This is a genomic window from Salinimicrobium tongyeongense (assembly GCF_026109735.1).
Lineage (GTDB): Bacteria > Bacteroidota > Bacteroidia > Flavobacteriales > Flavobacteriaceae > Salinimicrobium > Salinimicrobium tongyeongense.
In genome coordinates this window covers 2,885,391-2,906,903 of the sequence record NZ_CP069620.1, presented here as the reverse complement: position 1 = coordinate 2,906,903, position 21,513 = coordinate 2,885,391, and the positions used below count along the sequence as shown (strand labels likewise).

The following is a 21,513-nucleotide window of genomic DNA, read 5'->3' as shown; positions in this document are numbered from 1 at the left end:
ACATCACCGGGTAATTAATAATATTGTTGAAGTTACAAACGCCAGGATCGTTGTAACGGTGCGAAAAGCTTCAAGGCCGGTAGTACCAAGGCCAAGGGCTTTCTGCGGAAGCGGATTCACTATGATAAGGTCGTTGGGCTGAATATAGTAATACGGCGATTTCATCGCGTCTATGCTGGTAAGGTCAATATGGTGCCTTTTCTCCCCGCCCGGGTACTGTCGCACGATTACCACATCGGTCCTGTCGCCAAATTCAGAAATATCCCCGGCATTGGCAATAGCTTCCATAATGGTCACCTGCTCTTTATAAATTACCTGGCTCCCCGAACCTATCTCACCAATGGTGGTATACCGTATTCCCGCCAGTTTTACCGTGACAAAAATGTTTGCCTGCTCCTTGAAATACTTGTCTAAAAGGGCTTTTTCTATCTTCTCTCTCACCTCCTCTACCGTAAACCCAAGTACATTCACTTCGCCCAAAGTGGGAACCCTGATATTTCCATGGGCATCCACTAAAAATCCGTCATAATACAGCCTTTCTTCACCCGTGGCATTTGGGTTTTGCTCTCCAATGGGATTGAACATGCCCACCACGTCCTGGTCTATGGCCTTGACCCTGATACTCAGCAGGTCATTTACCTGTATCCTGTAAGGCTTCTGAATTCTTTCTACAGAAATTAAACTGTCGGTCTCTTTGGCATCTTCCTGCAGATACATTAAGCGTTTTGTGGGCACGCAGGAAGAAACAAAAAACAAAACACTAACAATAACAAGTAATTGCCTGATACTCATTTGGGACTAATAGTTAGAGACAAATATAGGTCTTGAACGTTAATAATAAAATAATTGCACTACTAGTTTGTTAATTACTGTTAATCAAAGGCAGAAGGCTAAAGTAAGGAGTAAGATTTTATACCGGATAGCCCCGTGTGAGATTGGCAGCCCTCAATTTCCTTTTCAAATCTCCAAATTTTCAAATCCCTCTGCTAATTCTTAATTGTTAATTGATCATCGAAATACCTACTTTTGCCAAAAATAACTGCGTGAATTATTTATCTGTAGAAAATGTAGCCAAGGCTTACGGGGAAAGAGAACTTTTTTCAAATCTTTCCTTCGGAATCAATGAAGGAGACAAGGTGGGTTTTGTAGCCAAGAACGGCACCGGAAAAACTTCCCTTCTAAATATTCTTTCGGGCGACGATACTCCCGATGCAGGCAATGTGGTGTATCGCAAAGACATCACTGTTGCTTTCCTTCCGCAGGAACCTAATCTTGACCCAAAACTCAGCATAGAACAAACCATTTTTGCTTCAGATAATGAGATCCTCAAGGTCATTGAACGCTACGAAAAAGCTCTCGAAAATCCTGAAGATTCCGATGCCTATCAAAAGGCTTTTGAACAGATGGATGCACACCAGGCCTGGGATTTTGAAACTACCTATAAACAGATCCTTTTTAAACTGAAGCTCGAAGATCTTCATGCCCTGGTAGGAAGTCTTAGCGGCGGACAAAAAAAACGCCTCGCCCTGGCATCGATGATCCTCAACAAACCCGACCTTATCATCATGGATGAACCTACCAACCACCTCGACCTCGATATGATCGAGTGGCTGGAGGAATTCTTCCGCAAAGAGAACTTCACCATTTTTATGGTTACTCACGACCGTTATTTCCTGGAACGTGTATGCAATGAAATCGTGGAGCTCGAGGACGGGAACCTTTACACATATAAAGGAAACTACTCCTACTACCTAAGCAAGAAGAATGAACGCATTGCTCTGGAGCAAACCAATACCGATAAGGCCAAACAGCTTTTTAAGAAGGAACTGGACTGGATGCGCCGGCAACCCAAAGCCCGCACCACCAAATCAAAATCGCGTATAGACGATTTTTATGAAATAAAAGACCGTGCCTCAAAACGCCGCAACGACCACCAGGTGCAACTGGAGATCAATATGGAACGGCTGGGAAATAAGATCGTCGAGTTCCATAATGTTTCCAAAAGTTTTGGCGATTTACAGCTGCTGGAAAAATTCGACTACAATTTTCAGCCGGGCGACAGGCTTGGCATTATCGGAAAAAACGGAACCGGAAAATCCACTTTTTTGAACATCCTCACCGGCAGCATTCCTCCAGATTCGGGTAAGATCACTATTGGAGAAACCATAAGGTTTGGATATTACACCCAACGCGGAATTGAAGTTAAAGAAGGACAGAAGGTGATTGATGTGATTAGGGAGTTTGGGGATTTTATTCCCCTGAAGAAAGGCCGGCAGATCTCTGCCCAGCAGCTGCTTGAGCGTTTCCTCTTTGACCGTAAGAAGCAGTACGATTACGTGGAAAAACTGAGTGGAGGAGAAAAGAAGAGGCTTTACCTGTGCACGGTATTAATTCAGAATCCCAATTTTCTTATCCTGGATGAGCCTACAAATGACCTGGATATCGTGACCCTCAACGTGCTGGAAAACTTCCTGCTCGATTTTCCCGGCTGTCTTGTGGTGGTTTCTCACGATCGCTATTTTATGGATAAGATCGTAGATCACCTCTTTGTTTTTAAAGGACAAGCTGAAATTGAGGATTTCCCCGGAAATTATACCGATTACCGGGAGTATGAGGCCAGTTCGATTTCTGAGCCTTCTGAAAAACCCGAAGCTCCTTCCGATAAAAAAGCATGGAAGAAAGAAAGCAGCACCAGCGCCGGACTCACTTATAACGAGCAGAAAGAATACAACAAACTGGAAAAAGAAATCCATAACCTGGAAAAGAAAAAAGAAGAAGTACAGCAAAAATTCCTTAAAGACTTAAGCCCCGATGAGATCACTAAAACTTCGGTAGAACTGAGTAAAATAGAAAACGAGATCGAGCAGAAAACCGAGCGGTGGTTTGAATTGGGAGATAAAGCCGCTGGCTAATTCAAAGTTCAAGATTCAAGGTTCAATGTTCAATGTTCAAGGTTCAAGGTTCAAGGTTCAAGGTTCAAGGTGTACGTCCCTGATATAGGTTGACCATAAAATCAACTTACATGAAGTCAAATATTCGATTGCTCAGTAAACATCGGAAATTCTCCGATGAGTTCAAAAGACAAATTGTGAATGATTATGAAAGTGGCAGGTACAGTGTATTTCAACTGTCTAAGCTTCACGGAATGTCACGGTCTATGATCTATAACTGGATTCATAAATTTTCTACCTTTAACGAGAAAGGTTATAGAGTTGTAGAAATGAAAGACAGTAGCAGTAAAAAGATGCAAGAGCTGGAGGCCAAAAACAAGGAACTGGAAGCAGCTTTAGGGCGTAAACAGATACAGTTGGATTATTTAGAAAAGATGATCGAACTGGCTAAGTCAGAACTCGATATCGACATTAAAAAAAACTACAGCACCCCACAATCAACTGGTTCAGGAAAAACAAAGAAAAAGTGAGTTATTCCATGAATCAATTCTATGAAGGCATTGGGATCAGTAAACAAGCTGTCCATCAATATGCTAGAAGACAAAGAATTTTTGATCATCGTTTGATGGAATTAATGTCTGAAGCTGATGATATTCGTAGAGATCATCCTGGTTGTGGGGTGGAAAAAATGTACTATACTTTAAAGCCTGATTTTATTGGGAGAGATCGTTTTGTAGAGACTTTTATGCAATTAGGTTATCGTCTCAAAAGAAAGAAGAATTATAGACGCACAACCATTGCCGGTAATATCTACTATCCGAATAAAATTAAAGGAATAAAGATCAATGCACCTTCGGTAGTATGGCAAAGCGATATTACTTACTATCGGGTAGGAGACAAATTTTATTATGCAGTATTTATAATTGATGTTTACACCAAGAAAATAGTCGGTTATGAAGTCTCTGATCATATGAGAGGGACAGCAAATTTAAAAGCTTTGAAGATGGCTTTAAAACAAAACAAAGCTCCTAAGATCCATCACTCAGATCGAGGAAGCCAGTATACGTACAAATCTTATACTGAACTCTTACAATCAAATACGACCACTATAAGTATGGCCTTAAGTGCTCAGGACAATGCATATGCCGAGAGGATCAATAGAACAATAAAAGAGGAGTATCTGGATCACTGGAAGCCACAATCCTTTAGCCAACTCAAGAACCAGGTGAACAAAGCAGTAAAAAATTATAACACCAAAAGATCCCATGATCATTTAGAGAAAAGAAACCCTGAAGAGTTCATTAGTTATTGGTCAACCCTCAAAACAGAAGAAAGACCAATTATTACTATTTTTGATAATGAAAATTAATATCTAAAACCGGTCAACACTAATCAGGGAAGTTTAAGGTAATAGCAAGATTGGAATTTGGTGCTTGTAATTTGAAATTTATTGATGCTTCTTAATATTTTTTCCTGATAATTGATAATTGTTTATTGCTAATTGTTCATTGTTTTCGCCTACATAAAGTTTCTCCTCCGCTCCACCAATCAGCATGGAGTGCATTCGCCGTTTGTATACGGCCTTGTGACCAGGTGTTTCTATGACAGGAAGAAATATGCAGCTTATGCCCTTCTGAAAAAACACCGAAACTCCCTGCAGAAAAATACAAGAACAATTCATATTACAGATTTTGGTGCCGGAAGCAGGGTATTTAAAACCAGCGCACGTGAAGTGTCAAAAATGGCAAAAAATACAGGCATTTCCCCCAAACGCGCCCGACTCCTTAATAGGTTGGTGAGGTATTTAAAAGCAGATACGGCACTTGAGCTGGGCACTTCCCTCGGCCTGGGTACAGCAGCTATGGCAGCAGGAAATAAGGTCAAGATCATCACTATTGAAGGATGCGCTGAAACAGCTGCGATAGCAAAGGAGAAATTTGAGGAATTTGGATTAAACAATATTCAGCTGAAGATTGGGAGATTTGAAGAAAATCCAGTGGTCCGTGGGCAGTGGACGGAGGAAAGGCCCAAGCACCAAGCACCAAATCCCAATGCTTCCCACACCAAATATCCCCAAACAGTTGGCGCGGATCCGCAATCCGTGATCCATCAACCGACAACTGAGATCCGACAACTGTCAACCCAACAACAACCACAAACCACAAACCACAAACAACAAACCTCTAACTCCGAACTCCGAACTCCAAACTACGATCTGATTTATATCGACGGCAATCACCAAAAAGAAGCCACTCTTTCTTATTTTAAAAAGTTACTTCCCACAGTTCATAATGATAGCGTCATGATTTTCGACGACATCCACTGGTCAAAAGGCATGGAAGAAGCCTGGGAAGAGATAAAAGCCCATCCAAAAGTGAAGGTTTCTATAGACACTTTTCAATGGGGACTGGTTTTTTTCAGAAGGGAACAGGAGAAGGAACATTTCGTAATTCGGGTATGATAAGTTTGCAGTAGGCAGTATTTAGTAGGCAGGGATTTAAAAAGCTGTTAACTACTGGTTGTTTGCCTTTAACTTTACAAAGAGAGAAACGGAGGACTTAGATAGCAAATGAATTTCCAATCTTCAAATATTCAAATCCCCCTTTTGCTTATTAATAAATGTAACAAACTCCCTTACCTTGCGTCTAATTCTAATGAATTCAGATTTTTTATGAGCAGCGTAATCAAGATCAGGCAAATTACCCGGGATTTTCACCTGGGTCAGGAAATTGTAAAAGTCCTTAAAGGTATCGACCTCGATATTGTCAAAGGAGAATATGTAGCCTTTATGGGGCCTTCAGGTTCGGGAAAATCAACCCTGATGAACATCCTGGGTTGCCTTGACACTCCTACTTCGGGCCAGTATATCCTTAACGGAAAGGACGTGAGCCAGATGAGTGACGACGAACTCGCCGAGATAAGGAATAAGGAGATTGGTTTTGTTTTCCAGACCTTTAACCTCCTGCCGCGCACCAGTGCCCTTGAAAATGTGGCACTCCCAATGATATACGCCGGAGCTACTAAAAGTCAGCGAAAAGAACGCGCCGAAAAAGTTCTTGCAGATGTTGGCCTGGCCGACCGGATGGATCACAAGCCAAACCAGCTTTCGGGAGGGCAGAGGCAAAGGGTTGCTGTGGGACGCGCGCTCGTCAACAAACCTTCCATCATTCTTGCCGATGAGCCTACCGGGAACCTTGATTCCAAAACCTCTGTCGAGATCATGAGCCTTTTTGATGAAATTCATGCCGCAGGCAACACCGTAATTCTGGTAACCCACGAAGAAGATATTGCCCGGCACGCCCATCGCGTTATACGCCTTCGCGACGGAATGATTGAAAGCGACGAACGGAAAGAAGTTCTTAGTGTTTAATAATTAGTTGTCAAAAAAAATACCCGGTACCCGAACTCTTAACTAACAAAAAATGTCATTTTTCGATAGCGATACTCTACTCTACATCATCCTTATCGCAGTGTTTCTCGCTTTCTTTTTGTGGAACAGGAATCAGTCGAAAAAGAGACGGGAGCACAAGAAACACCGAAGTTTCAGGAACCGCTACCACGAAAGAAAGAACAGGGAGAAATAGCATCTGCAGCTAACGAATTAACAGTTTGTAAGTACAGGCTAAAGAGATGATTTGGTAAATTATCATCTGAAAACTGTGCGCCATGAATGAATTCTGGAATAACGAACTCTTTTTGTACCTGGCACTGCTATGTGTTTGTGTGGCCTTTTTCCTGTGGATTAGAAGCCGAAAACGTAGAAAAAAAGAGCTGGAATGGCGGCGTTCTCTGGGCAAAAACATTCGGAAGAAATTCGGCAGGAAAAGAAAAGACAAACTTCAGAATTCTTCAGCAGAAAAAAACTAAAACCTTCAGCCTTTATTTTCAATATATTCCCATTGTGTATTAAGGAAAACATCTTAAGGAATACCTGTCAAAAATGCCATTTTTGGAACCTCTTCAGAAAAAAAATCCTAAAGTTTTACTTCTGCCAATCCAATTTTTAAAGCCCTCTTTATTTTCTTACTTTAGGCTCCCTTCAAACAGGAAGCTTTTAAACCAAAAAAGATGAAGATTTATACCAAAACAGGCGACAAGGGAACCACTGCGTTATTTGGCGGCACCCGGGTCCCAAAACACCATATTCGCATTGACAGTTACGGCACCGTAGATGAGCTCAACTCTCACCTGGGCCTTATGCGAGACCAGCAGGTAGATGAACACAGCCGCGAGATCATTATTAAGATACAAGACCGTTTGTTCACTCTTGGGGCCATACTTGCCACCGATCCTGAAAAAGCGGTGCTCAAAAATGGCAAAGAACGCCTTAATATTCCGCGAATTTCTTCGGAAGATATCGAGCTCCTGGAGCAGGAAATTGATAAGATGAACGAAGAATTGCCGCCCATGACACACTTTATACTTCCGGGCGGACACCAAACCGTGTCAGTTTGTCACGTAGCCCGCTGTGTGTGCCGCAGGGCCGAGCGTTTGGCCACAGCTCTCTATGAAATTGAACCTTTTGAGGAGCAGGTGCTGCAGTATCTCAACCGCCTAAGTGACTACCTTTTTGTGCTGGCACGAAAGTTGTCTCATGATTTACAGGTGAAAGAAATCAAATGGATCCCACAGAAGGAATCCTAAATTGATCTGAATCCAATTTCTGCACAAATCCTCTATTTTTAAAGGAATTACAGTAGATAAAACGTTCTTAAAATTAGTGATAAAAAGATGATTTTTTTCTTGACTATCTCGTCAAAAAAATTATTTTTGCAAAAATTTAAACCGATTAACCGATGTATTGGACATTAGAATTAGCATCCTATCTTAGCGATGCACCATGGCCCGCCACAAAAGATGAGTTAATTGATTACGCCATCAGGACGGGTGCTCCCCTGGAGGTGGTCGAAAACCTGCAGGCGATTGAAGATGAAGGGGATTCCTATGATTCAATAGAGGAAATCTGGCCAGATTACCCTACAGATGAGGACTACCTCTGGAATGAAGATGAATATTAAAAGCATACCACAATAAAAGCAGAAAAAAGTCTCAGATTTGAGGCTTTTTTTTTGCTTAACTTTGAAATAATAAAAACCACAAAAACATATGAGTTTTTTAGATACCGTATTGAAAGTTTTTGTCGGCGACAAGTCTAAAAAAGACATAAAGGAAATTCAGCCTATAGTCAACAAGATCCTCGCTCTCGAAAAAGAATTTGAAGCGCTAAGCCTGGATGAGCTACGCGCAAAGACAGCAACTTTCAAGACCAAGATCAAAGATGCACTCCAGGAGGTGAATGAACAGATCACAAATCTTAATGCTGAAGCCGATGCATCTGAAGACATTACCCGAAAAGAAGATATCTACGCCGAAATAGACGCTTTAAAAGAAAAATCTTACGAAATTTCTGAAGGCGTTCTCAACGAGATCCTTCCCGAAGCCTTTGCCACTGTAAAGGAAACTGCCAAACGTTTTAAAGATAACCCCGAACTTAAGGTCACCGCCCTTGCGTATGACCGTGAACTTTCGGCTGAAAAAGATTACGTGAGCCTCGATGGCGACCACGCCATTTGGAAGAACTCCTGGGATGCGGCGGGTAAAGCCGTGACCTGGGATATGGTGCACTACGATGTGCAGCTTATTGGCGGGGTGGCCATGCACCAGGGTAAAATTGCCGAGATGCAAACCGGGGAAGGTAAAACCCTTGTTGCCACGCTCCCAATGTACTTAAATGCTTTAACCGGCAATGGCGTGCACCTGGTAACCGTCAACGATTACCTGGCAAAAAGGGATAGCGCCTGGATGGCTCCGCTCTTCCAGTTCCACGGTCTTAGTGTTGACTGTATAGATTACCACCGGCCAAACTCTGCTTCCCGCAGAAAAGCTTACAACGCCGATATCACCTACGGAACCAATAACGAGTTCGGGTTTGACTATTTAAGGGATAATATGTCCCACTCTCCCGATGATCTTGTACAGCGCCCCCACAACTACGCCATTGTAGATGAGGTAGATTCGGTATTGGTGGATGATGCCCGAACTCCGTTGATCATTTCAGGACCAATTCCCAAGGGGGACGTTCATGAATTTGATCAGTTAAAACCTGCTGTATCCAATATTGTTGAAGTACAGCGAAAATACCTGACCGGGGTTCTTGCTGAAGCTAAAAAACTCATCTCCGCCGGAGATACCGAAGAAGGCGGGTTGAAATTGCTTCGTGTGTACCGCGGACTTCCGAAGAATAAAGCCCTCATTAAATATTTGAGTGAAGAAGGTGTCAAGGCCCTACTTCAAAAAACAGAGAACAAATACATGGCCGACAACAACCGGGAAATGCCGAAGGTTGACGCCGAACTGTACTTTGTGATCGAAGAGAAAAATAACCAGATCGACCTTACCGATAAAGGGATTGAGTTCCTTTCTGGTAAAGATGATCCGGACTTCTTCGTAATGCCCGAAATTGGAATGGAGATCGCCAAGATCGAAAAAGAAGGCCTTTCCAAAGAAGAAGAAGCCGAGAAGAAAGAAGAGCTTTTCCGTGATTACAGCGTAAAAAGTGAACGCATTCACACGATGCGCCAGCTCCTTAAAGCCTACACCCTGTTTGAAAAAGACACAGAATACGTGGTGATGGACAATAAGGTGAAGATCGTAGACGAGCAAACCGGTCGAATCATGGAAGGCCGCCGTTACAGCGACGGGCTCCACCAGGCGATTGAAGCCAAGGAGAACGTGAAGATCGAAGATGCTACACAAACCTTCGCTACGGTTACGCTACAAAACTACTTCAGGATGTACAGCAAACTTTCAGGAATGACGGGTACTGCTGTGACCGAAGCCGGTGAATTCTGGGAGATCTACAAACTTGATGTGGTAGAAATTCCTACCAACCGCCCTATCGCAAGACAGGATAAAGAAGATCTTGTTTACAAGACAAAACGTGAAAAATACAATGCCGTAATTGATCACGTGACCGAACTTTCGCGCGCCGGAAGACCAGTGCTTATTGGTACGACTTCCGTAGAAATTTCAGAATTGCTCAGCAGGATGCTTACCCTTCGAAAAGTACCTCACAACGTTCTTAACGCGAAACTTCACAAAAAAGAGGCCGATATTGTTGCAGAAGCCGGAAACAGCGGCGTTGTGACCATTGCCACTAACATGGCCGGTCGTGGTACCGATATTAAATTGTCGCCCGAAGTTAAGGAAGCCGGCGGTCTTGCCATTGTAGGTACAGAGCGCCACGATTCTCGTCGTGTAGACAGGCAGTTGAGAGGTCGTGCGGGTCGACAGGGAGATCCGGGTAGTTCGCAGTTCTACGTCTCTCTCGAAGATAATTTGATGCGCCTGTTTGGCTCAGAAAAAATTGCGAAGCTGATGGACCGTATGGGGCTGGAAGAAGGAGAAGTGATCCAGCATTCCATGATTTCAAAATCTATTGAGCGCGCTCAGAAAAAAGTGGAAGAGAACAACTTTGGGGTGCGTAAACGCCTTCTTGAGTACGATGATGTGATGAACGCCCAGCGGGAAGTGGTTTACAAGCGCCGTTACCATGCCCTTTTTGGTGACCGTTTGCGAGTGGATATCGCTAATATGATCTATGATACTTCGGAAAATATTGCCGAAACAAATAAAATGGCGAGCGACTTTAAGAACTTCGAGTTTGAGTTGATCCGCTATTTCTCCATGAGTTCTCCTATTTCTGAAGAAGAGTTCGATAAAATGGACGTTCAGAAAATCGCACAGGTGATTTACAAGGCTGCTTATGAACACTATCGCAACAAGATGAAGAACAATGCCGATGCTGCCTACCCTGTGATCAAGCAGGTTTGGGAAGACAAAGGCAACAACTTTGAAAGAATTGCGGTACCGTTTACAGACGGGGTGAAGACCCTGCAGGTGGTAACCAATCTTGAAAAGGCTTATGAAACCGAAGGAAAACAGTTAATTACCGATTTTGAAAAGAACATCAGTTTAGCCATTATAGACGATGCGTGGAAAACCCATCTTCGCAAAATGGATGAACTTAAGCAGAGCGTTCAGCTGGCGGTACACGAACAGAAAGACCCGTTATTGATCTACAAGTTTGAAGCCTTTGAACTGTTTAAGGTGATGCTCGACCAGGTGAACAAAGATGTGATTTCCTTCCTTTTCAAAGGGGAGCTTCCGGCACCAAACCCAGAACAGATACGCGAAGCGAGACAAACCCGAAGAAGGGAAAATGTAGAGACCTCAAAAGAAGAGATCCCGAATATGGACGAAAGGGCTGCACAAAGCAGGGCTGCAGGCCAGGCACAGCAGCGACGCCCACAGGTAACCGAAACCATCACCCGTGAACGCCCTAAAATCGGTCGTAATGATAAGGTGACCATTAAGAATGTAATGACCGGCGAGAACAAGAGCATGAAGTTCAAACAGGCCATTCCGCTTCTTGATAAAGGTGACTGGGTACTTGTTGATGAATAGTGTTTGCTAATTGATTATTGTATCCCGGGAGATTTAGTTAAAACCGTTTTTACCGGTTAACATTAAAACCAGGAATAAAAATGAAGCCGCCTCATTATGGTAAATGAGGCGGCTTCTCTTTTATTTTTCACTCTCTTGATCCCTTTCAAAAGTCATGTAAAGATCTACGTGGGGCCAACATCAAAAGGATTTATGTATCCACTACTCTAGCTTTTCGAGGCAGAAAAAAATCTAATTTGTGATTATGGGAGTCATCAATAACAGCCCCAGTGATCTCAAATACTCAGCCTAAACCCTAGATCCTCTTCGCCTCTTCCCAGTAGACATCCATCTCGGCCAGGCTCATATCCTTCAGGCTTTTGTTCTGTTCTTTGGCTTTAGCTTCGAGATACTGAAACCTCCTGATAAATTTTTTGTTGGTTCGCTCCAGGGCATCTTCAGGATTTACTTTTAAGAACCGGGCGTAATTGATCATACTGAACAGCACATCGCCAAATTCCTCTTCTATTTTCAGCTGATTTTCAGAATGAATCTCGTGCTGCAGTTCTTCCAGCTCTTCCTGTAACTTTTCGAATACCTGCCGTGGCTCTTCCCAATCGAAGCCCACGCCCGCAACTTTATCCTGAACGCGACTGGCCTTCACCAGTGCAGGTAAAGATGCAGGCACACCTTCTAAAACGCTCTTTTTGCCCTCCTTTAACTTGAGCTGTTCCCAATTGCGCTTTACGTCTTCCTCATCATCTACCTTGGTATCGCTGTAAATATGAGGGTGTCTACTTATCAGTTTTTCGCAGATGCTGTTGGCCACATCGGCAATATCAAAATCTTTGGTCTCGCTGCCTATTTTTGAGTAAAAAACAATGTGCAGCAAAAGATCGCCCAATTCCTTTTTCACCTCCTGCAAATCGTTGTCGAGAATCGCATCCCCTAACTCGTAAGTTTCTTCAATAGTGAGGTGCCGCAGGCTCTGCATGGTTTGTTTGCGATCCCAGGGGCATTGCTCCCTAAGTTCATCCATAATAGTAAGTAGGCGGTCAAAAGCTTTAAGCTGTTCCTGTCGTGAATTCATAATGCGATCTTTAAAAAAGGAAAGGTAAGTTTTACACAAATAAAAAACCAACTGCTTTCAGTTGGTTTTTTGTAAATTATTGAAGGTCTATTCCTCTTCGCCGCCTGTATCTTTTGGGGTCTTTTCAGTTTCAGGGTTTTCTTCGGAAGCATTTTCGTCTCCTTTAGAAAAATCGGTAACCCCTTTGCTCACCAGTAAATTGTACCACTGAATGATCTTTTTGATATCGCTGATATACACACGGTCTTCATCATATTCGGGCAAAACCTCGCTGAAGTATTCTTCCAGTTTGGCCTTAGATTCTTTGTGGCTTATAGCTTCCGTCCCGTTCTCTTTATCGTAGATCTTTTGAAAGACCTCACGCAGGGGGATCTCTTCGCTGTAAGTATATATGGCAATCTCGCTGAGCAGGCTCACATTATGGCGCATGCTTACAGATATCTTTTTTCCGTCTAACATAGATTCGGCTACAAATCCGCCTCGGGTTTGGGCCTTAAGTTCATACAATCCAGGTTTTCCTGAAATTGACAACACTTTATCTAACTTCATATTTTTTTAATTTTTGGATGGCAAATATCTTACCTCCTTGCCTAGAAAACAAAAATAATTAACGGCCTTTTTTTAACTCCGGAAACTTCATGCGGTAATCTACCTGTATCTTGCCTTTGGAGATACTGGTGAGTTTTCCTTTTATGAGCCTCTTTTTAAGGCTACTTAGCTTATCGGTAAACAAAATTCCTTCTATATGGTCGAACTCATGCTGAATTACACGAGCAGCAAGGCCTTTGTAATTTTCGGTGTGCTTATTGAAATCTTCATCATAGTATTCAATGCTGATTTCAGGTTTCCTGAAGACATCTTCCCTGATATCAGGAATGCTTAGGCAACCCTCATTAAAAGCCCATTCGTCGCCGTTTTCTTCAAGAATTCTGGCATTGATAAAGACCTTTTTCAGAGAAGCCAGTTCTTCCCGCTCTTCTTCAGTAAGATCTTCGTCTTCGGCAAAAGGAGAGGTATCTACCATAAAAATACGTATGGGAAGCCCCACCTGTGGCGCAGCCAGCCCAACACCATAGGCGCCGTACATGGTCTCCCACATATTTTCGATCAATTCTTTTAATTTAGGATAATCGGCCGAAATATCTTTAGCTTTCTTTCTTAACACCGGATCTCCGTAAGCGGTTATTGGAAGTATCATTTTACTGTCTAAGGTTTAAGGTCTAATGTTTAATATTTGAGCCTGTTTCACGACTCATCGTTATCTCCTTCTGGATTTTTACTCAATGATCTCTGAGCTGTTCTCCTTGAGGCTACAAAAATGGCAGTTAATTCTCTGGCTTCAGCAAGAACCTCTTCATAAGTTCCAATTTTTAGAACCTCTTCTTGCTCAAGAAACTCAATCCAAAAAATGCATTCATCTGCTTCTTCAATTACTATGCTCAATTTAGAGATAAACCCCTTTTTCGTCTGTCCCAAATTTGCCGCCCGGTAATTTGTAGCAATTGAGGTTGAAGCTCGTATTAACTGCTTTTGAACATGCCATTCAAGAGGTCCTTTTGGCAAAGACAGGACCAGTTTCACACACTGATGTGCAAATTTATTTGAACGCTTCTTAAGATCTCTTTCCATATCAACACTAAATTAATCTTTATTCCTTAGACCTTAATCATCTATAAAGGTAACTTTGCAGGATAATTGTGGCGCTTATCTCGTCTACAAGGGCTTTGTTTTGCCTTTGTTTTTTTTTGAGTCCGCTGTCAATCATTGACTGGAAAGCCATTTTAGAGGTGAAACGTTCGTCTACCCTTTCAAGCTTCATCTCGGGGAAATTCTCTCTGAACTTCTTCAGGAATTCCTGGATATTTACTTCGCTCTGCGAGGCGCTGCTGTCCATTTGTTTTGGTTCGCCCAGCAGTACCAGCTCTACATCTTCTTCAGAAAAATATTTTTTCAGAAAAGACAGAAGATCGGCCGTGGGAACTGTGGTAAGCCCCGAAGCTATTATTTTAAGCTCATCGGAAACCGCAACCCCCGTGCGTTTGGTACCATAATCAAGTGCGAGTATCCTTCCCATAATTTGCGGGCAAAGATACGCCTTAATTCGAGAACCCAAAAACCATCAACTCCTTCCCCATCGCTAAAGGCTTCAGCTAATTTGAGTTAAATGTATTACCTTCGCGCAGCTAATAACAGGCACAAAAGACTTTTCAAAAATGCCATTTTTGAAAGATATTTCTACCCGGAATTTGATTCCGGGTAGTGCCAATGAAACAATTCAGGAAAAAATATTGACCATGGAACATTTAAAAGAAATCATAGAAAAAGCCTGGAACGACAGGGAACTTCTCAATACTTCTGAAACCACCAATGCCATAAGAGAGGTGATAGACCTGCTGGACAGCGGGAAATTGCGCGTGGCCGAACCTGCAACCGATGGGTGGCAGGTAAACGAATGGGTGAAAAAAGCCGTGGTGCTTTACTTCCCAATTCAGAAGATGGAGACCCTTGAAGCCGGGATCTTTGAATATCACGATAAAATCCCCCTTAAAACAGGTTATAAAGAAAAAGGGATCCGCGTGGTTCCAAATGCCGTTGCCCGTCACGGTGCTTACATTTCCAGCGGAGTGATCATGATGCCAAGCTACGTAAATATTGGGGCTTATGTTGACGAAGGTACCATGGTAGACACCTGGGCTACGGTAGGCAGCTGCGCCCAGATTGGAAAAAATGTACATTTGAGTGGCGGAGTTGGAATTGGAGGAGTTCTGGAACCATTACAGGCCGCCCCGGTAATCATTGAAGACAATGCATTCTTAGGTTCCAGGAGCATAGTGGTTGAAGGCGTAAAAGTAGAAAAAGAAGCTGTTCTGGGCGCCAATGTGGTTCTTACCGCTTCTACAAAGATAATTGACGTTACCGGCGATGAACCCGTGGAAATGAAAGGAGTTGTTTCTGCACGTTCTGTGGTAATTCCGGGAAGCTACACCAAAAAATTCCCTGCAGGAGAATACCAGGTGCCATGTGCCCTAATCATTGGAAAAAGAAAAGAAAGCACCAACAAGAAAACTTCTCTTAACGATGCACTAAGAGAGCATAACGTGGCGGTATAACCTGATTTTGGAAACGGTTAAAGCAGTTTACAGCAATTAAAAATCCTAACGCAGGAGCCTGCATACAGAGTTCATGAAAATACTTATCATCCAGAACAAAAGAATTGGAGATGTGCTTTTAGCTTCTATTATCCCCAATAATATAAAGAAGAGCTACCCCAATTCTCATATTACTTTCTTTTGCTATGATAATGCAGCTCCTGTTTTGGAAAACAATCCAAACATAGACAGCGTAATTGCGGTTAAGGAAAAGGAACTGAAAAAACTCAAAACCCTGGCCCGTTACGTCCTTTTTATTCGAAAAGAAAAATTCGATCTCATTATAGATCCTTATGTAAAGTTTCAGAGCCAGGTGTTAAGCCTTATAAGCGGGGCAGTAAATAGAGTGAGCTATAAGAAATTAACCCTTCCGTTTGCCTACACCAAACAAATTCCTATACTTAAAGAAAATACTTCAGTATACGGAAAGGCCATTGATGACAGGCTGAACCTCATCACATCTATAGACAGCTCGATCAAGCCCGATCCTTATCCCAAATTATTTTTAACACCTGCGGAAGTTGAGCATGGAAAACAACTGCTGTCCAAGCTCGATGCTTCCCGAAAAACCATGATGATTGGCGTGTTGGGCAGTAACGTGTCAAAATCTCTGCCAATTGAATACACCGTAGAGATCATCGACTTTCTTGTGGCTCACTACAACCTCAATATCCTGCTGAATTACATTCCTTCACAGCAGCCTATTGTAGATGACATTTTGGGCAGGATCAAAGATTCGGATAAGGTCTACCCTGAAATTGTGGGAAAAAATATCAGGGAGTTCATCCAGATCATGCAGCACTGCGATTTGCTCATCGCTAATGAAGGCGGAAGCGTTCACATTGCCAAAGCCCTCAAAAAAGCCACTTTTACCATCTTTTCTCCGTATATCGTCAAAGATTTTTGGGCAACTTTTGAAAATGAACCTCAAAACCGGTCGATACATTTAAAGGAAGTGCGGCCCGATCTTTTTGAAGATCAAAGCCGAAAAGAGATCTCTGCTAAAAGTGAAGAGTTGTACCGGGAATTCACACCCGCTCTTATCCTCCCCCGCCTGAAAACCTTTATGACCGAGAACGGATTTTAAGCTTTTTTAATTCCGTAAGCTGTAGTAGTACGTTTTTCGTCGCGGGTTGTTTTTCGAATGGCCAGGTTCTTATCTATAGATTCCTGGTTTTTATATCCGCGTGCGTGATCAAGGTGAAGGCAAATTGCGCTGTACCTTATCTGTTTTGGCTTGATGCCCAGGTTTACCAGCCTTTCCCCCAGTTCCCTGTCCTGCCCCCCATATTGCATCCTTTCATCAAAACCATTGACTTTCAGGATATCTTCTTTCCAGCCCGAAGAGTTATGGCCATTCCAGGTTGCAGAGGTGGGAGTGAGCTTATTCAGCAAAAAACTTTTGAATCCGCTGGCATCGATCTTGTTGTTCTTAAAAGAAGGTTTTAAGCCATTCTCTTTTAACCATCGCAGGTTGAAACACCTTCCGGTAAGAATATCTTCCTTTTGAATCTTATGAGAAAGGTCCATGGGTAATTTATGATAGCCACCGCTTAAAAAGTAGCCGTAACTGCGGTACTCCACATGCTTCTCGATAAAATCATTTCTCACGATACAATCCCCGTCGCTCATAATAATATAATCGGTTTGGGTAGCGACAATGGCTTTGTTGAGGATTTCAGATTTCTGGAAGCCGCGATCGGGGTGCCACACATGTTTTACGGGGATCTCTGTCTTTGACTTAAAATCTTGAATAAGCTGCCTTGTCTCTTCCCGCGATCCGTCATCGGCAATGACAATTTCAAAGTTCCTGTAGCTTTGAACCGTATAGCTCCACAAGGTTTTTTCAAGCCATTCTTCAGCATTATAAGTACTAAGGATAACCGAGCTGTCTATTGCCTTCATTTCAACTTTATTTTGCGCAAAATTACTTAATTTTGACAACTTCTAAATTGATTCCTAAGAATAGATGCAGGTTCCTATTACCGTTTTAATCCCGACCTTTAATGAAGAGAATCTTATTGCCCAGGCCATCACCTGTGCTAGTTTTGCCGATGAGGTTCTGGTGATAGATTCATTTAGTTCAGACAAGACGGTTGAAATTGCTGAAAGCCTGGGCTGCACCATCCTTAAACGCAGGTTTGATAATTTTTCAAATCAGAAGAACTATGCCATTTCCAAAGCCCGGCATGACTGGATCCTGGTGCTTGATGCCGACGAGTACCTCACCTACGAACTTCGCGAAGAATTAATTGCTGCCGTAAAGAACCCCAGGCATAATTCTTATAAAATGCCATTTAAGAACTACTTTATAAACAGGTTTATAGATTATGGCAGCAACGGGAAGAAAATAAAATCGAGGTTCTTTAACAGGAAAAACTGCAAGTACACCGGCCTGGTACACGAACAATTATTATGCGAAGGTTCTACCGGCGTGTTTAAAGGCAAGATCCTGCATTACACCTACAAAGACCTAAGGCACTTTTTTGAGAAGAAAAATCAGTATTCACAACTACAGGCCCAGCAACTATATCAGAAAAAGAAAAAAACGGGCTATTTTCATCTCGTCTTCAAACCGGCTTACAGGTTCTTGAACGAGTATTTGCTCAGGCTAGGCTTTCTGGATGGTATTCCCGGCCTCACCTCAACAGCAATGAACGGCTACGGCGTGTTGAGCCGTTACGTGAAATTACTTGTCTTAAAAGGAGAAGTTGATAACCCGGAACTGACCGATTACAACAACTTCACCCGCAGCCTTATGAACAGGGCCAAAGAAAAAGGTTTTGCACTCCCAAAAGATAAAAAGATCTATTCCATCAGCTTTTTTACGGCTCCCCTGGGAAGCTTTTTTAAGGAATTCCTTCTGAAAGGCAGGATCTTGAAGGGAAAAGAAGGCTATATCATTAGTTACCTCATGGGCTTTAAGACCTTCAACACGAAGCTGTACCACTGGCTTCACAAGAGGAATATGGAATAACCTATTTTTTGATCTTCAGCACTTTTTTTAGGTTTTGTTTTTTCCGGGCTTTTTCCTGAAATCGCTGAATATGAAACCACATTCTTTCAAAAACTTCTGCTTCACCCTCGGGGACCAGTTTTGAGTATTCATTTGCCATGATCCTTACCATATCTTCATAGGAAGTGATTCGGTGAAAATTCCGCATTCGCTCTTCAAAATCCATTTTTTGAAAGTTCATGCGGTTAAGGTCTACCAGAAAGAATTTATACTCTCCATTGTTTAGCTGAATAAGCGTATTTCCCGGGGAATGGTCCCTGAACAAAATATCATGCTCATGAAGCTGAAATGTAAACCGGGTAAACGCCCGAAGGATCTCTTCCCGCTGCGGGTAATCGGGCTCATGTATGAGTTCCCTGTACGTGAGGTCATACGGAATTTGCAGGCTGAAATAATAACTCCTGCCGTACAGTAACCCCGATTCTTCGGCATATGCTATGGGCGCGGGCGTACCTATACCCCGCTCCAGAAGATAATTTGCATTTTCAAAAGAACGCTTAGCTTTAGATTTAAGAAAATACCTGTAAAGAACCTTGTTAACAGGATTGGGAACTTTAAAAGATTTGACATTCACCACTTCCCCGTTTACCGTAAAGAGTTTTAATTGATTGCGTTTATCTTTGATGGTCTCCCCCTTTTTCCCGAAGTTTTCGATAATCTCGAGCAGTTTATTTACCCAGGAGCGGAATTTTGGAGACAGGATGAGTTTCATAGGTCAGGAATTCTGCTGCAAATTTAAAATTAAATTTCTATCCCCTCTAGTTGACAAATCGGTTTTGTGGCTTCTCCTCTGGACAACTGAATCCTGAAGTTTCAAAAATGCCTTTCTCATAAAACATTTTAGCCGGCTTTTTAAAAAACTTACCTTTAACCCAAAAGAGCTGTTTTAACGTGAAGAAAAAATACAAGGTTGCTTTCCTGTTTTTGGATGAAATCCATCACCTCTACCATTTTATTACTGTGGCAACAGAGCTTGCCAAAGAGCAGGAGGTGCATGTACTCACTCATCCGCAAGTAAATTCACTTTTGTACAGCTCCCTGCAGAGCCTTGAGGCTGGAGAAAAAGTAAAGGTAGAGGAATTAAAGACTTCTGCTTTCAGGGCAATTACCGATAAGCTTAAGGGCAGGGACCTACCGCGGAAAGGTTTCTGGCTCAAGAAGAACATGAAGTACCTGCTGCAGTTTGATGCCCTTGTATTTACCGATTATTTTCACCATTACCTCCTTAAATCACGTCAAAACAGCACTCCCAAGCTTATAAAATTTCCGCATGGCGCACCGGGGCGGGCTTACATTTTCAATAAGAATCAGCTGGACTTCGATTTCCAGTTGTTGTCGGGGAAATTTCAGTTTGAAGAGTATCAAAAAAGAAATTTGCTGGGAAACCACCCAGCCGTGGTGGGATATCCGAAAGCAGACTTCTTAAAGAACAGGACTTCCAAAGATATTTTCAGCAATAACAAGCCTACAGTGCTTTACAATCCGCACTTTGATCCCGCCCTTTCTTCCTGGAAGAAAACGGGTCTCGATGTGCTGGAATTCTTTTACCAGAACAAAGAGTACAATGTAATTTTTGCACCCCACCTGCATTTGTTCCAGAAGAAAAAAGGCGGCGAAGACAGCAGTACAATTCCTGAAAAGTTCTTTAAAAGCGAAAACATTCACATAGACCTGGGCAGTGAAGCCAGCGTTGATATGAGCTACGTCTCCAATGCCGATATATATTTAGGAGATGTTTCTAGCCAGGTCTTTGAATTCATCATCAACCCGCGGCCGTGCATTTTTCTAAATCCGTATGACTTCGCTTATGAAGACGATATCGCCTTTAGGTTTTGGCAGGCCGGGCAGGTAATACAAAGTGCAAATGAACTGGAACAGGCCTTACGTAAGGCCACCACACAATTTGATAGGTTTAAACCTGTTCAGGAGCGCATGAATGAGGAAAATTTCTACAGCGAAGACAATTCTACCGCTACGCAAAGAGCAGCCAGGGCCATCACAGAATTTCTTGATAAAGAAATCAGCTAAAAAATCAAAGATATTTATCGATCCCGTTTTTACAGAAGGTAAGGCCTTTGTCAATGGTCTCCTGCTGTATCTCTTCATTGATACACTTTTTTGACCTGGAACATTCCTTGTGCCAAATATGGTAAATAATCCCGCCGTAGCGCAAACGTTTTCCGTTAACGCCCCTGTTAAGCAACCTTACCACCATTTCAGAATCTTCTTTCCCCCAGCCAGTCATGTCTTCATTGTACCCGTTAATAGCCAGGAAATCCTTTCTCCAGAATGACAAATTACACCCGCGCACCTTCTTTGAAAGCTGGGCAGTTTCCTTATAGAAAGCAGTTAGAAAAGGCAGGTGCAAATTTCGGGTGCGCCTGGAAATACTTCGGGAAAAGAAGCCTATTTCGGTATTTTTCAGCTTAAAGAGCTGCTCAAGGGCTTCTTCCCTGATATTCACCCTGCTCCCAAACAAAAACCTGTTTTCCTTTAGATTATTCAGGTGATCGAGCAAAAAATTGGGGTGCAACATGCAGTCACCATCAATTTGTACGATGTAATCTGCTTCCGATTTTGCCACTGCTTTATTCAGGATACTTGTTCTTCTAAACCCCTGGTCTTCCTGCCAAACGTGTTTGATAGGCAGGTCTTTTTCAATAAATGATTTTATAAGCACGGCCGTTTCTTCGCCCGAACCGTCGTCGGCAAGCAGGATTTCATCGGGCATTTTTATTTGTTCCTGAACACTTCTCAGAACAAGTTCAAGGGCCTGCGGCCAGTTATATGTGGAAATAAGTAAAGAAGTTCTCATACTACACTAGATCAAGAAATGTCATTTTTGTACCTTTCCTGGCGGTAAAGGTAAAATTTTTCCCGTCATACCAGAATCTATAAAAAATTATATATAATCCCGTGCTC

General features: G+C 42.5%; 23 protein-coding genes. 14 read left to right on the top strand and 9 right to left on the bottom strand.

The features are described 5' to 3' along the window. Positions 1–3: 3 nt before the first annotated feature. Positions 4–792 (bottom strand): polysaccharide biosynthesis/export family protein, encoded by a 789-nt coding sequence (locus JRG66_RS12950; protein WP_265163190.1) that lies wholly within the window; start codon positions 790–792, stop codon positions 4–6. A gap of 251 nt (positions 793–1,043) precedes the next feature. On the opposite strand from JRG66_RS12950, the gene JRG66_RS12945 reads away from it, so the two are divergent. From JRG66_RS12945 to secA, 10 genes are all read left to right on the top strand, one after another. Beyond that, positions 1,044–2,912 carry an ABC-F family ATP-binding cassette domain-containing protein gene (locus JRG66_RS12945; RefSeq protein ID WP_265163189.1) on the top strand — a complete coding sequence of 623 codons (1,869 nt, stop codon included), beginning with the start codon at positions 1,044–1,046 and terminating at the stop codon, positions 2,910–2,912. Between the two features lie 110 nt (positions 2,913–3,022). Then, a complete protein-coding gene (locus JRG66_RS12940) occupies positions 3,023–3,421 on the top strand; it encodes a transposase (RefSeq protein WP_265163188.1) in 399 nt (132 codons plus the stop codon). A gap of 8 nt (positions 3,422–3,429) precedes the next feature. Next, positions 3,430–4,260, top strand: a complete 831-nt coding sequence (locus tag JRG66_RS12935) for an IS3 family transposase (protein ID WP_265163187.1) — start codon at positions 3,430–3,432, stop codon at positions 4,258–4,260. Between the two features lie 189 nt (positions 4,261–4,449). Then, complete coding sequence (locus JRG66_RS12930) at positions 4,450–5,352, top strand: O-methyltransferase (RefSeq protein ID WP_265163186.1); 903 nt, start codon at positions 4,450–4,452, stop codon at positions 5,350–5,352. A 210-nt stretch (positions 5,353–5,562) separates the two neighbouring features. Beyond that, positions 5,563–6,261 carry an ABC transporter ATP-binding protein gene (locus tag JRG66_RS12925; protein ID WP_265163185.1) on the top strand — a complete coding sequence of 233 codons (699 nt, stop codon included), beginning with the start codon at positions 5,563–5,565 and terminating at the stop codon, positions 6,259–6,261. A 52-nt stretch (positions 6,262–6,313) separates the two neighbouring features. Then, positions 6,314–6,475, top strand: a complete 162-nt coding sequence (locus tag JRG66_RS12920) for a preprotein translocase subunit YajC (RefSeq protein WP_265163184.1) — start codon at positions 6,314–6,316, stop codon at positions 6,473–6,475. An 82-nt stretch (positions 6,476–6,557) separates the two neighbouring features. Beyond that, positions 6,558–6,758 carry a hypothetical protein gene (locus tag JRG66_RS12915; RefSeq protein WP_265163183.1) on the top strand — a complete coding sequence of 67 codons (201 nt, stop codon included), beginning with the start codon at positions 6,558–6,560 and terminating at the stop codon, positions 6,756–6,758. 201 nt (positions 6,759–6,959) lie between these two features. Next, complete coding sequence (locus JRG66_RS12910; RefSeq protein WP_265163182.1) at positions 6,960–7,535, top strand: cob(I)yrinic acid a,c-diamide adenosyltransferase; 576 nt, start codon at positions 6,960–6,962, stop codon at positions 7,533–7,535. 152 nt (positions 7,536–7,687) lie between these two features. Further along, positions 7,688–7,909, top strand: a complete 222-nt coding sequence (locus JRG66_RS12905; protein ID WP_008272287.1) for a DUF2795 domain-containing protein — start codon at positions 7,688–7,690, stop codon at positions 7,907–7,909. An 88-nt stretch (positions 7,910–7,997) separates the two neighbouring features. Beyond that, a complete protein-coding gene (gene secA, locus JRG66_RS12900) occupies positions 7,998–11,357 on the top strand; it encodes a preprotein translocase subunit SecA (RefSeq protein WP_265163180.1) in 3,360 nt (1,119 codons plus the stop codon). 295 nt (positions 11,358–11,652) lie between these two features. Here secA and mazG read toward each other — a convergent pair whose 3' ends face one another. From mazG to ruvX, 5 genes are all read right to left on the bottom strand, one after another. Continuing rightward, positions 11,653–12,426, bottom strand: a complete 774-nt coding sequence (mazG, locus tag JRG66_RS12895; protein WP_265163179.1) for a nucleoside triphosphate pyrophosphohydrolase — start codon at positions 12,424–12,426, stop codon at positions 11,653–11,655. A gap of 87 nt (positions 12,427–12,513) precedes the next feature. After that, entirely contained in the window at positions 12,514–12,975 is a 462-nt protein-coding gene (locus tag JRG66_RS12890) for a DUF5606 family protein (protein WP_265163178.1), read from the bottom strand. Between the two features lie 58 nt (positions 12,976–13,033). Further along, entirely contained in the window at positions 13,034–13,624 is a 591-nt protein-coding gene (def, locus tag JRG66_RS12885) for a peptide deformylase (protein ID WP_265163177.1), read from the bottom strand. A gap of 47 nt (positions 13,625–13,671) precedes the next feature. Continuing rightward, a complete protein-coding gene (locus tag JRG66_RS12880) occupies positions 13,672–14,055 on the bottom strand; it encodes a four helix bundle protein (RefSeq protein WP_265163175.1) in 384 nt (127 codons plus the stop codon). Positions 14,056–14,092: 37 nt separating this feature from the next. After that, a complete protein-coding gene (gene ruvX, locus JRG66_RS12875) occupies positions 14,093–14,500 on the bottom strand; it encodes a Holliday junction resolvase RuvX (RefSeq protein ID WP_265163174.1) in 408 nt (135 codons plus the stop codon). 220 nt (positions 14,501–14,720) lie between these two features. Between ruvX and JRG66_RS12870 the strand changes: the two genes are divergently transcribed. Next, positions 14,721–15,536 (top strand): 2,3,4,5-tetrahydropyridine-2,6-dicarboxylate N-succinyltransferase, encoded by an 816-nt coding sequence (locus JRG66_RS12870; protein ID WP_265165453.1) that lies wholly within the window; start codon positions 14,721–14,723, stop codon positions 15,534–15,536. A 73-nt stretch (positions 15,537–15,609) separates the two neighbouring features. Further along, positions 15,610–16,662, top strand: coding sequence for a glycosyltransferase family 9 protein (locus tag JRG66_RS12865; RefSeq protein ID WP_265163173.1), 1,053 nt, complete (start codon positions 15,610–15,612; stop codon positions 16,660–16,662). On the opposite strand, the gene JRG66_RS12860 is transcribed toward JRG66_RS12865, so the two are convergent. After that, on the bottom strand, positions 16,659–17,480 hold the full coding sequence (locus tag JRG66_RS12860; RefSeq protein ID WP_265163172.1) for a glycosyltransferase family 2 protein: 822 nt from the start codon (positions 17,478–17,480) through the stop codon (positions 16,659–16,661). The two genes, JRG66_RS12865 and JRG66_RS12860, sit on opposite strands and share 4 nt — an antisense overlap. Before the next feature lie 64 nt (positions 17,481–17,544). Between JRG66_RS12860 and JRG66_RS12855 the strand changes: the two genes are divergently transcribed. Then, a complete protein-coding gene (locus JRG66_RS12855) occupies positions 17,545–18,552 on the top strand; it encodes a glycosyltransferase family 2 protein (protein WP_265163171.1) in 1,008 nt (335 codons plus the stop codon). Position 18,553: 1 nt separating this feature from the next. On the opposite strand, the gene JRG66_RS12850 is transcribed toward JRG66_RS12855, so the two are convergent. Next, complete coding sequence (locus JRG66_RS12850) at positions 18,554–19,303, bottom strand: lipopolysaccharide kinase InaA family protein (RefSeq protein WP_265163170.1); 750 nt, start codon at positions 19,301–19,303, stop codon at positions 18,554–18,556. A gap of 179 nt (positions 19,304–19,482) precedes the next feature. Between JRG66_RS12850 and JRG66_RS12845 the strand changes: the two genes are divergently transcribed. Continuing rightward, on the top strand, positions 19,483–20,619 hold the full coding sequence (locus JRG66_RS12845) for a CDP-glycerol glycerophosphotransferase family protein (RefSeq protein ID WP_265163169.1): 1,137 nt from the start codon (positions 19,483–19,485) through the stop codon (positions 20,617–20,619). 4 nt (positions 20,620–20,623) lie between these two features. Here JRG66_RS12845 and JRG66_RS12840 read toward each other — a convergent pair whose 3' ends face one another. Continuing rightward, positions 20,624–21,406 (bottom strand): glycosyltransferase family 2 protein, encoded by a 783-nt coding sequence (locus JRG66_RS12840; RefSeq protein ID WP_265163168.1) that lies wholly within the window; start codon positions 21,404–21,406, stop codon positions 20,624–20,626. Positions 21,407–21,513: the final 107 nt, after the last annotated feature.

Bases quoted from the DNA above. Each gene is read 5' to 3' on its own strand.
- JRG66_RS12890 (WP_265163178.1), bottom strand. From the start codon at position 12,975: ATGAAGTTAGATAAAGTGTTGTCAATTTCAGGAAAACCTGGATTGTAT.
- JRG66_RS12950 (WP_265163190.1), bottom strand. From the start codon at position 792: ATGAGTATCAGGCAATTACTTGTTATTGTTAGTGTTTTGTTTTTTGTT.
- JRG66_RS12840 (WP_265163168.1), bottom strand. From the start codon at position 21,406: ATGAGAACTTCTTTACTTATTTCCACATATAACTGGCCGCAGGCCCTT.
- def (WP_265163177.1), bottom strand. From the start codon at position 13,624: ATGATACTTCCAATAACCGCTTACGGAGATCCGGTGTTAAGAAAGAAA.
- secA (WP_265163180.1), top strand. From the start codon at position 7,998: ATGAGTTTTTTAGATACCGTATTGAAAGTTTTTGTCGGCGACAAGTCT.
- JRG66_RS12925 (WP_265163185.1), top strand. From the start codon at position 5,563: ATGAGCAGCGTAATCAAGATCAGGCAAATTACCCGGGATTTTCACCTG.
- JRG66_RS12870 (WP_265165453.1), top strand. From the start codon at position 14,721: ATGGAACATTTAAAAGAAATCATAGAAAAAGCCTGGAACGACAGGGAA.
- JRG66_RS12920 (WP_265163184.1), top strand. From the start codon at position 6,314: ATGTCATTTTTCGATAGCGATACTCTACTCTACATCATCCTTATCGCA.
- JRG66_RS12850 (WP_265163170.1), bottom strand. From the start codon at position 19,303: ATGAAACTCATCCTGTCTCCAAAATTCCGCTCCTGGGTAAATAAACTG.
- JRG66_RS12880 (WP_265163175.1), bottom strand. From the start codon at position 14,055: ATGGAAAGAGATCTTAAGAAGCGTTCAAATAAATTTGCACATCAGTGT.
- JRG66_RS12935 (WP_265163187.1), top strand. From the start codon at position 3,430: ATGAATCAATTCTATGAAGGCATTGGGATCAGTAAACAAGCTGTCCAT.
- JRG66_RS12915 (WP_265163183.1), top strand. From the start codon at position 6,558: ATGAATGAATTCTGGAATAACGAACTCTTTTTGTACCTGGCACTGCTA.
- mazG (WP_265163179.1), bottom strand. From the start codon at position 12,426: ATGAATTCACGACAGGAACAGCTTAAAGCTTTTGACCGCCTACTTACT.
- JRG66_RS12855 (WP_265163171.1), top strand. From the start codon at position 17,545: ATGCAGGTTCCTATTACCGTTTTAATCCCGACCTTTAATGAAGAGAAT.
- ruvX (WP_265163174.1), bottom strand. From the start codon at position 14,500: ATGGGAAGGATACTCGCACTTGATTATGGTACCAAACGCACGGGGGTT.
- JRG66_RS12905 (WP_008272287.1), top strand. From the start codon at position 7,688: ATGTATTGGACATTAGAATTAGCATCCTATCTTAGCGATGCACCATGG.
- JRG66_RS12940 (WP_265163188.1), top strand. From the start codon at position 3,023: ATGAAGTCAAATATTCGATTGCTCAGTAAACATCGGAAATTCTCCGAT.
- JRG66_RS12865 (WP_265163173.1), top strand. From the start codon at position 15,610: ATGAAAATACTTATCATCCAGAACAAAAGAATTGGAGATGTGCTTTTA.
- JRG66_RS12860 (WP_265163172.1), bottom strand. From the start codon at position 17,480: ATGAAGGCAATAGACAGCTCGGTTATCCTTAGTACTTATAATGCTGAA.
- JRG66_RS12910 (WP_265163182.1), top strand. From the start codon at position 6,960: ATGAAGATTTATACCAAAACAGGCGACAAGGGAACCACTGCGTTATTT.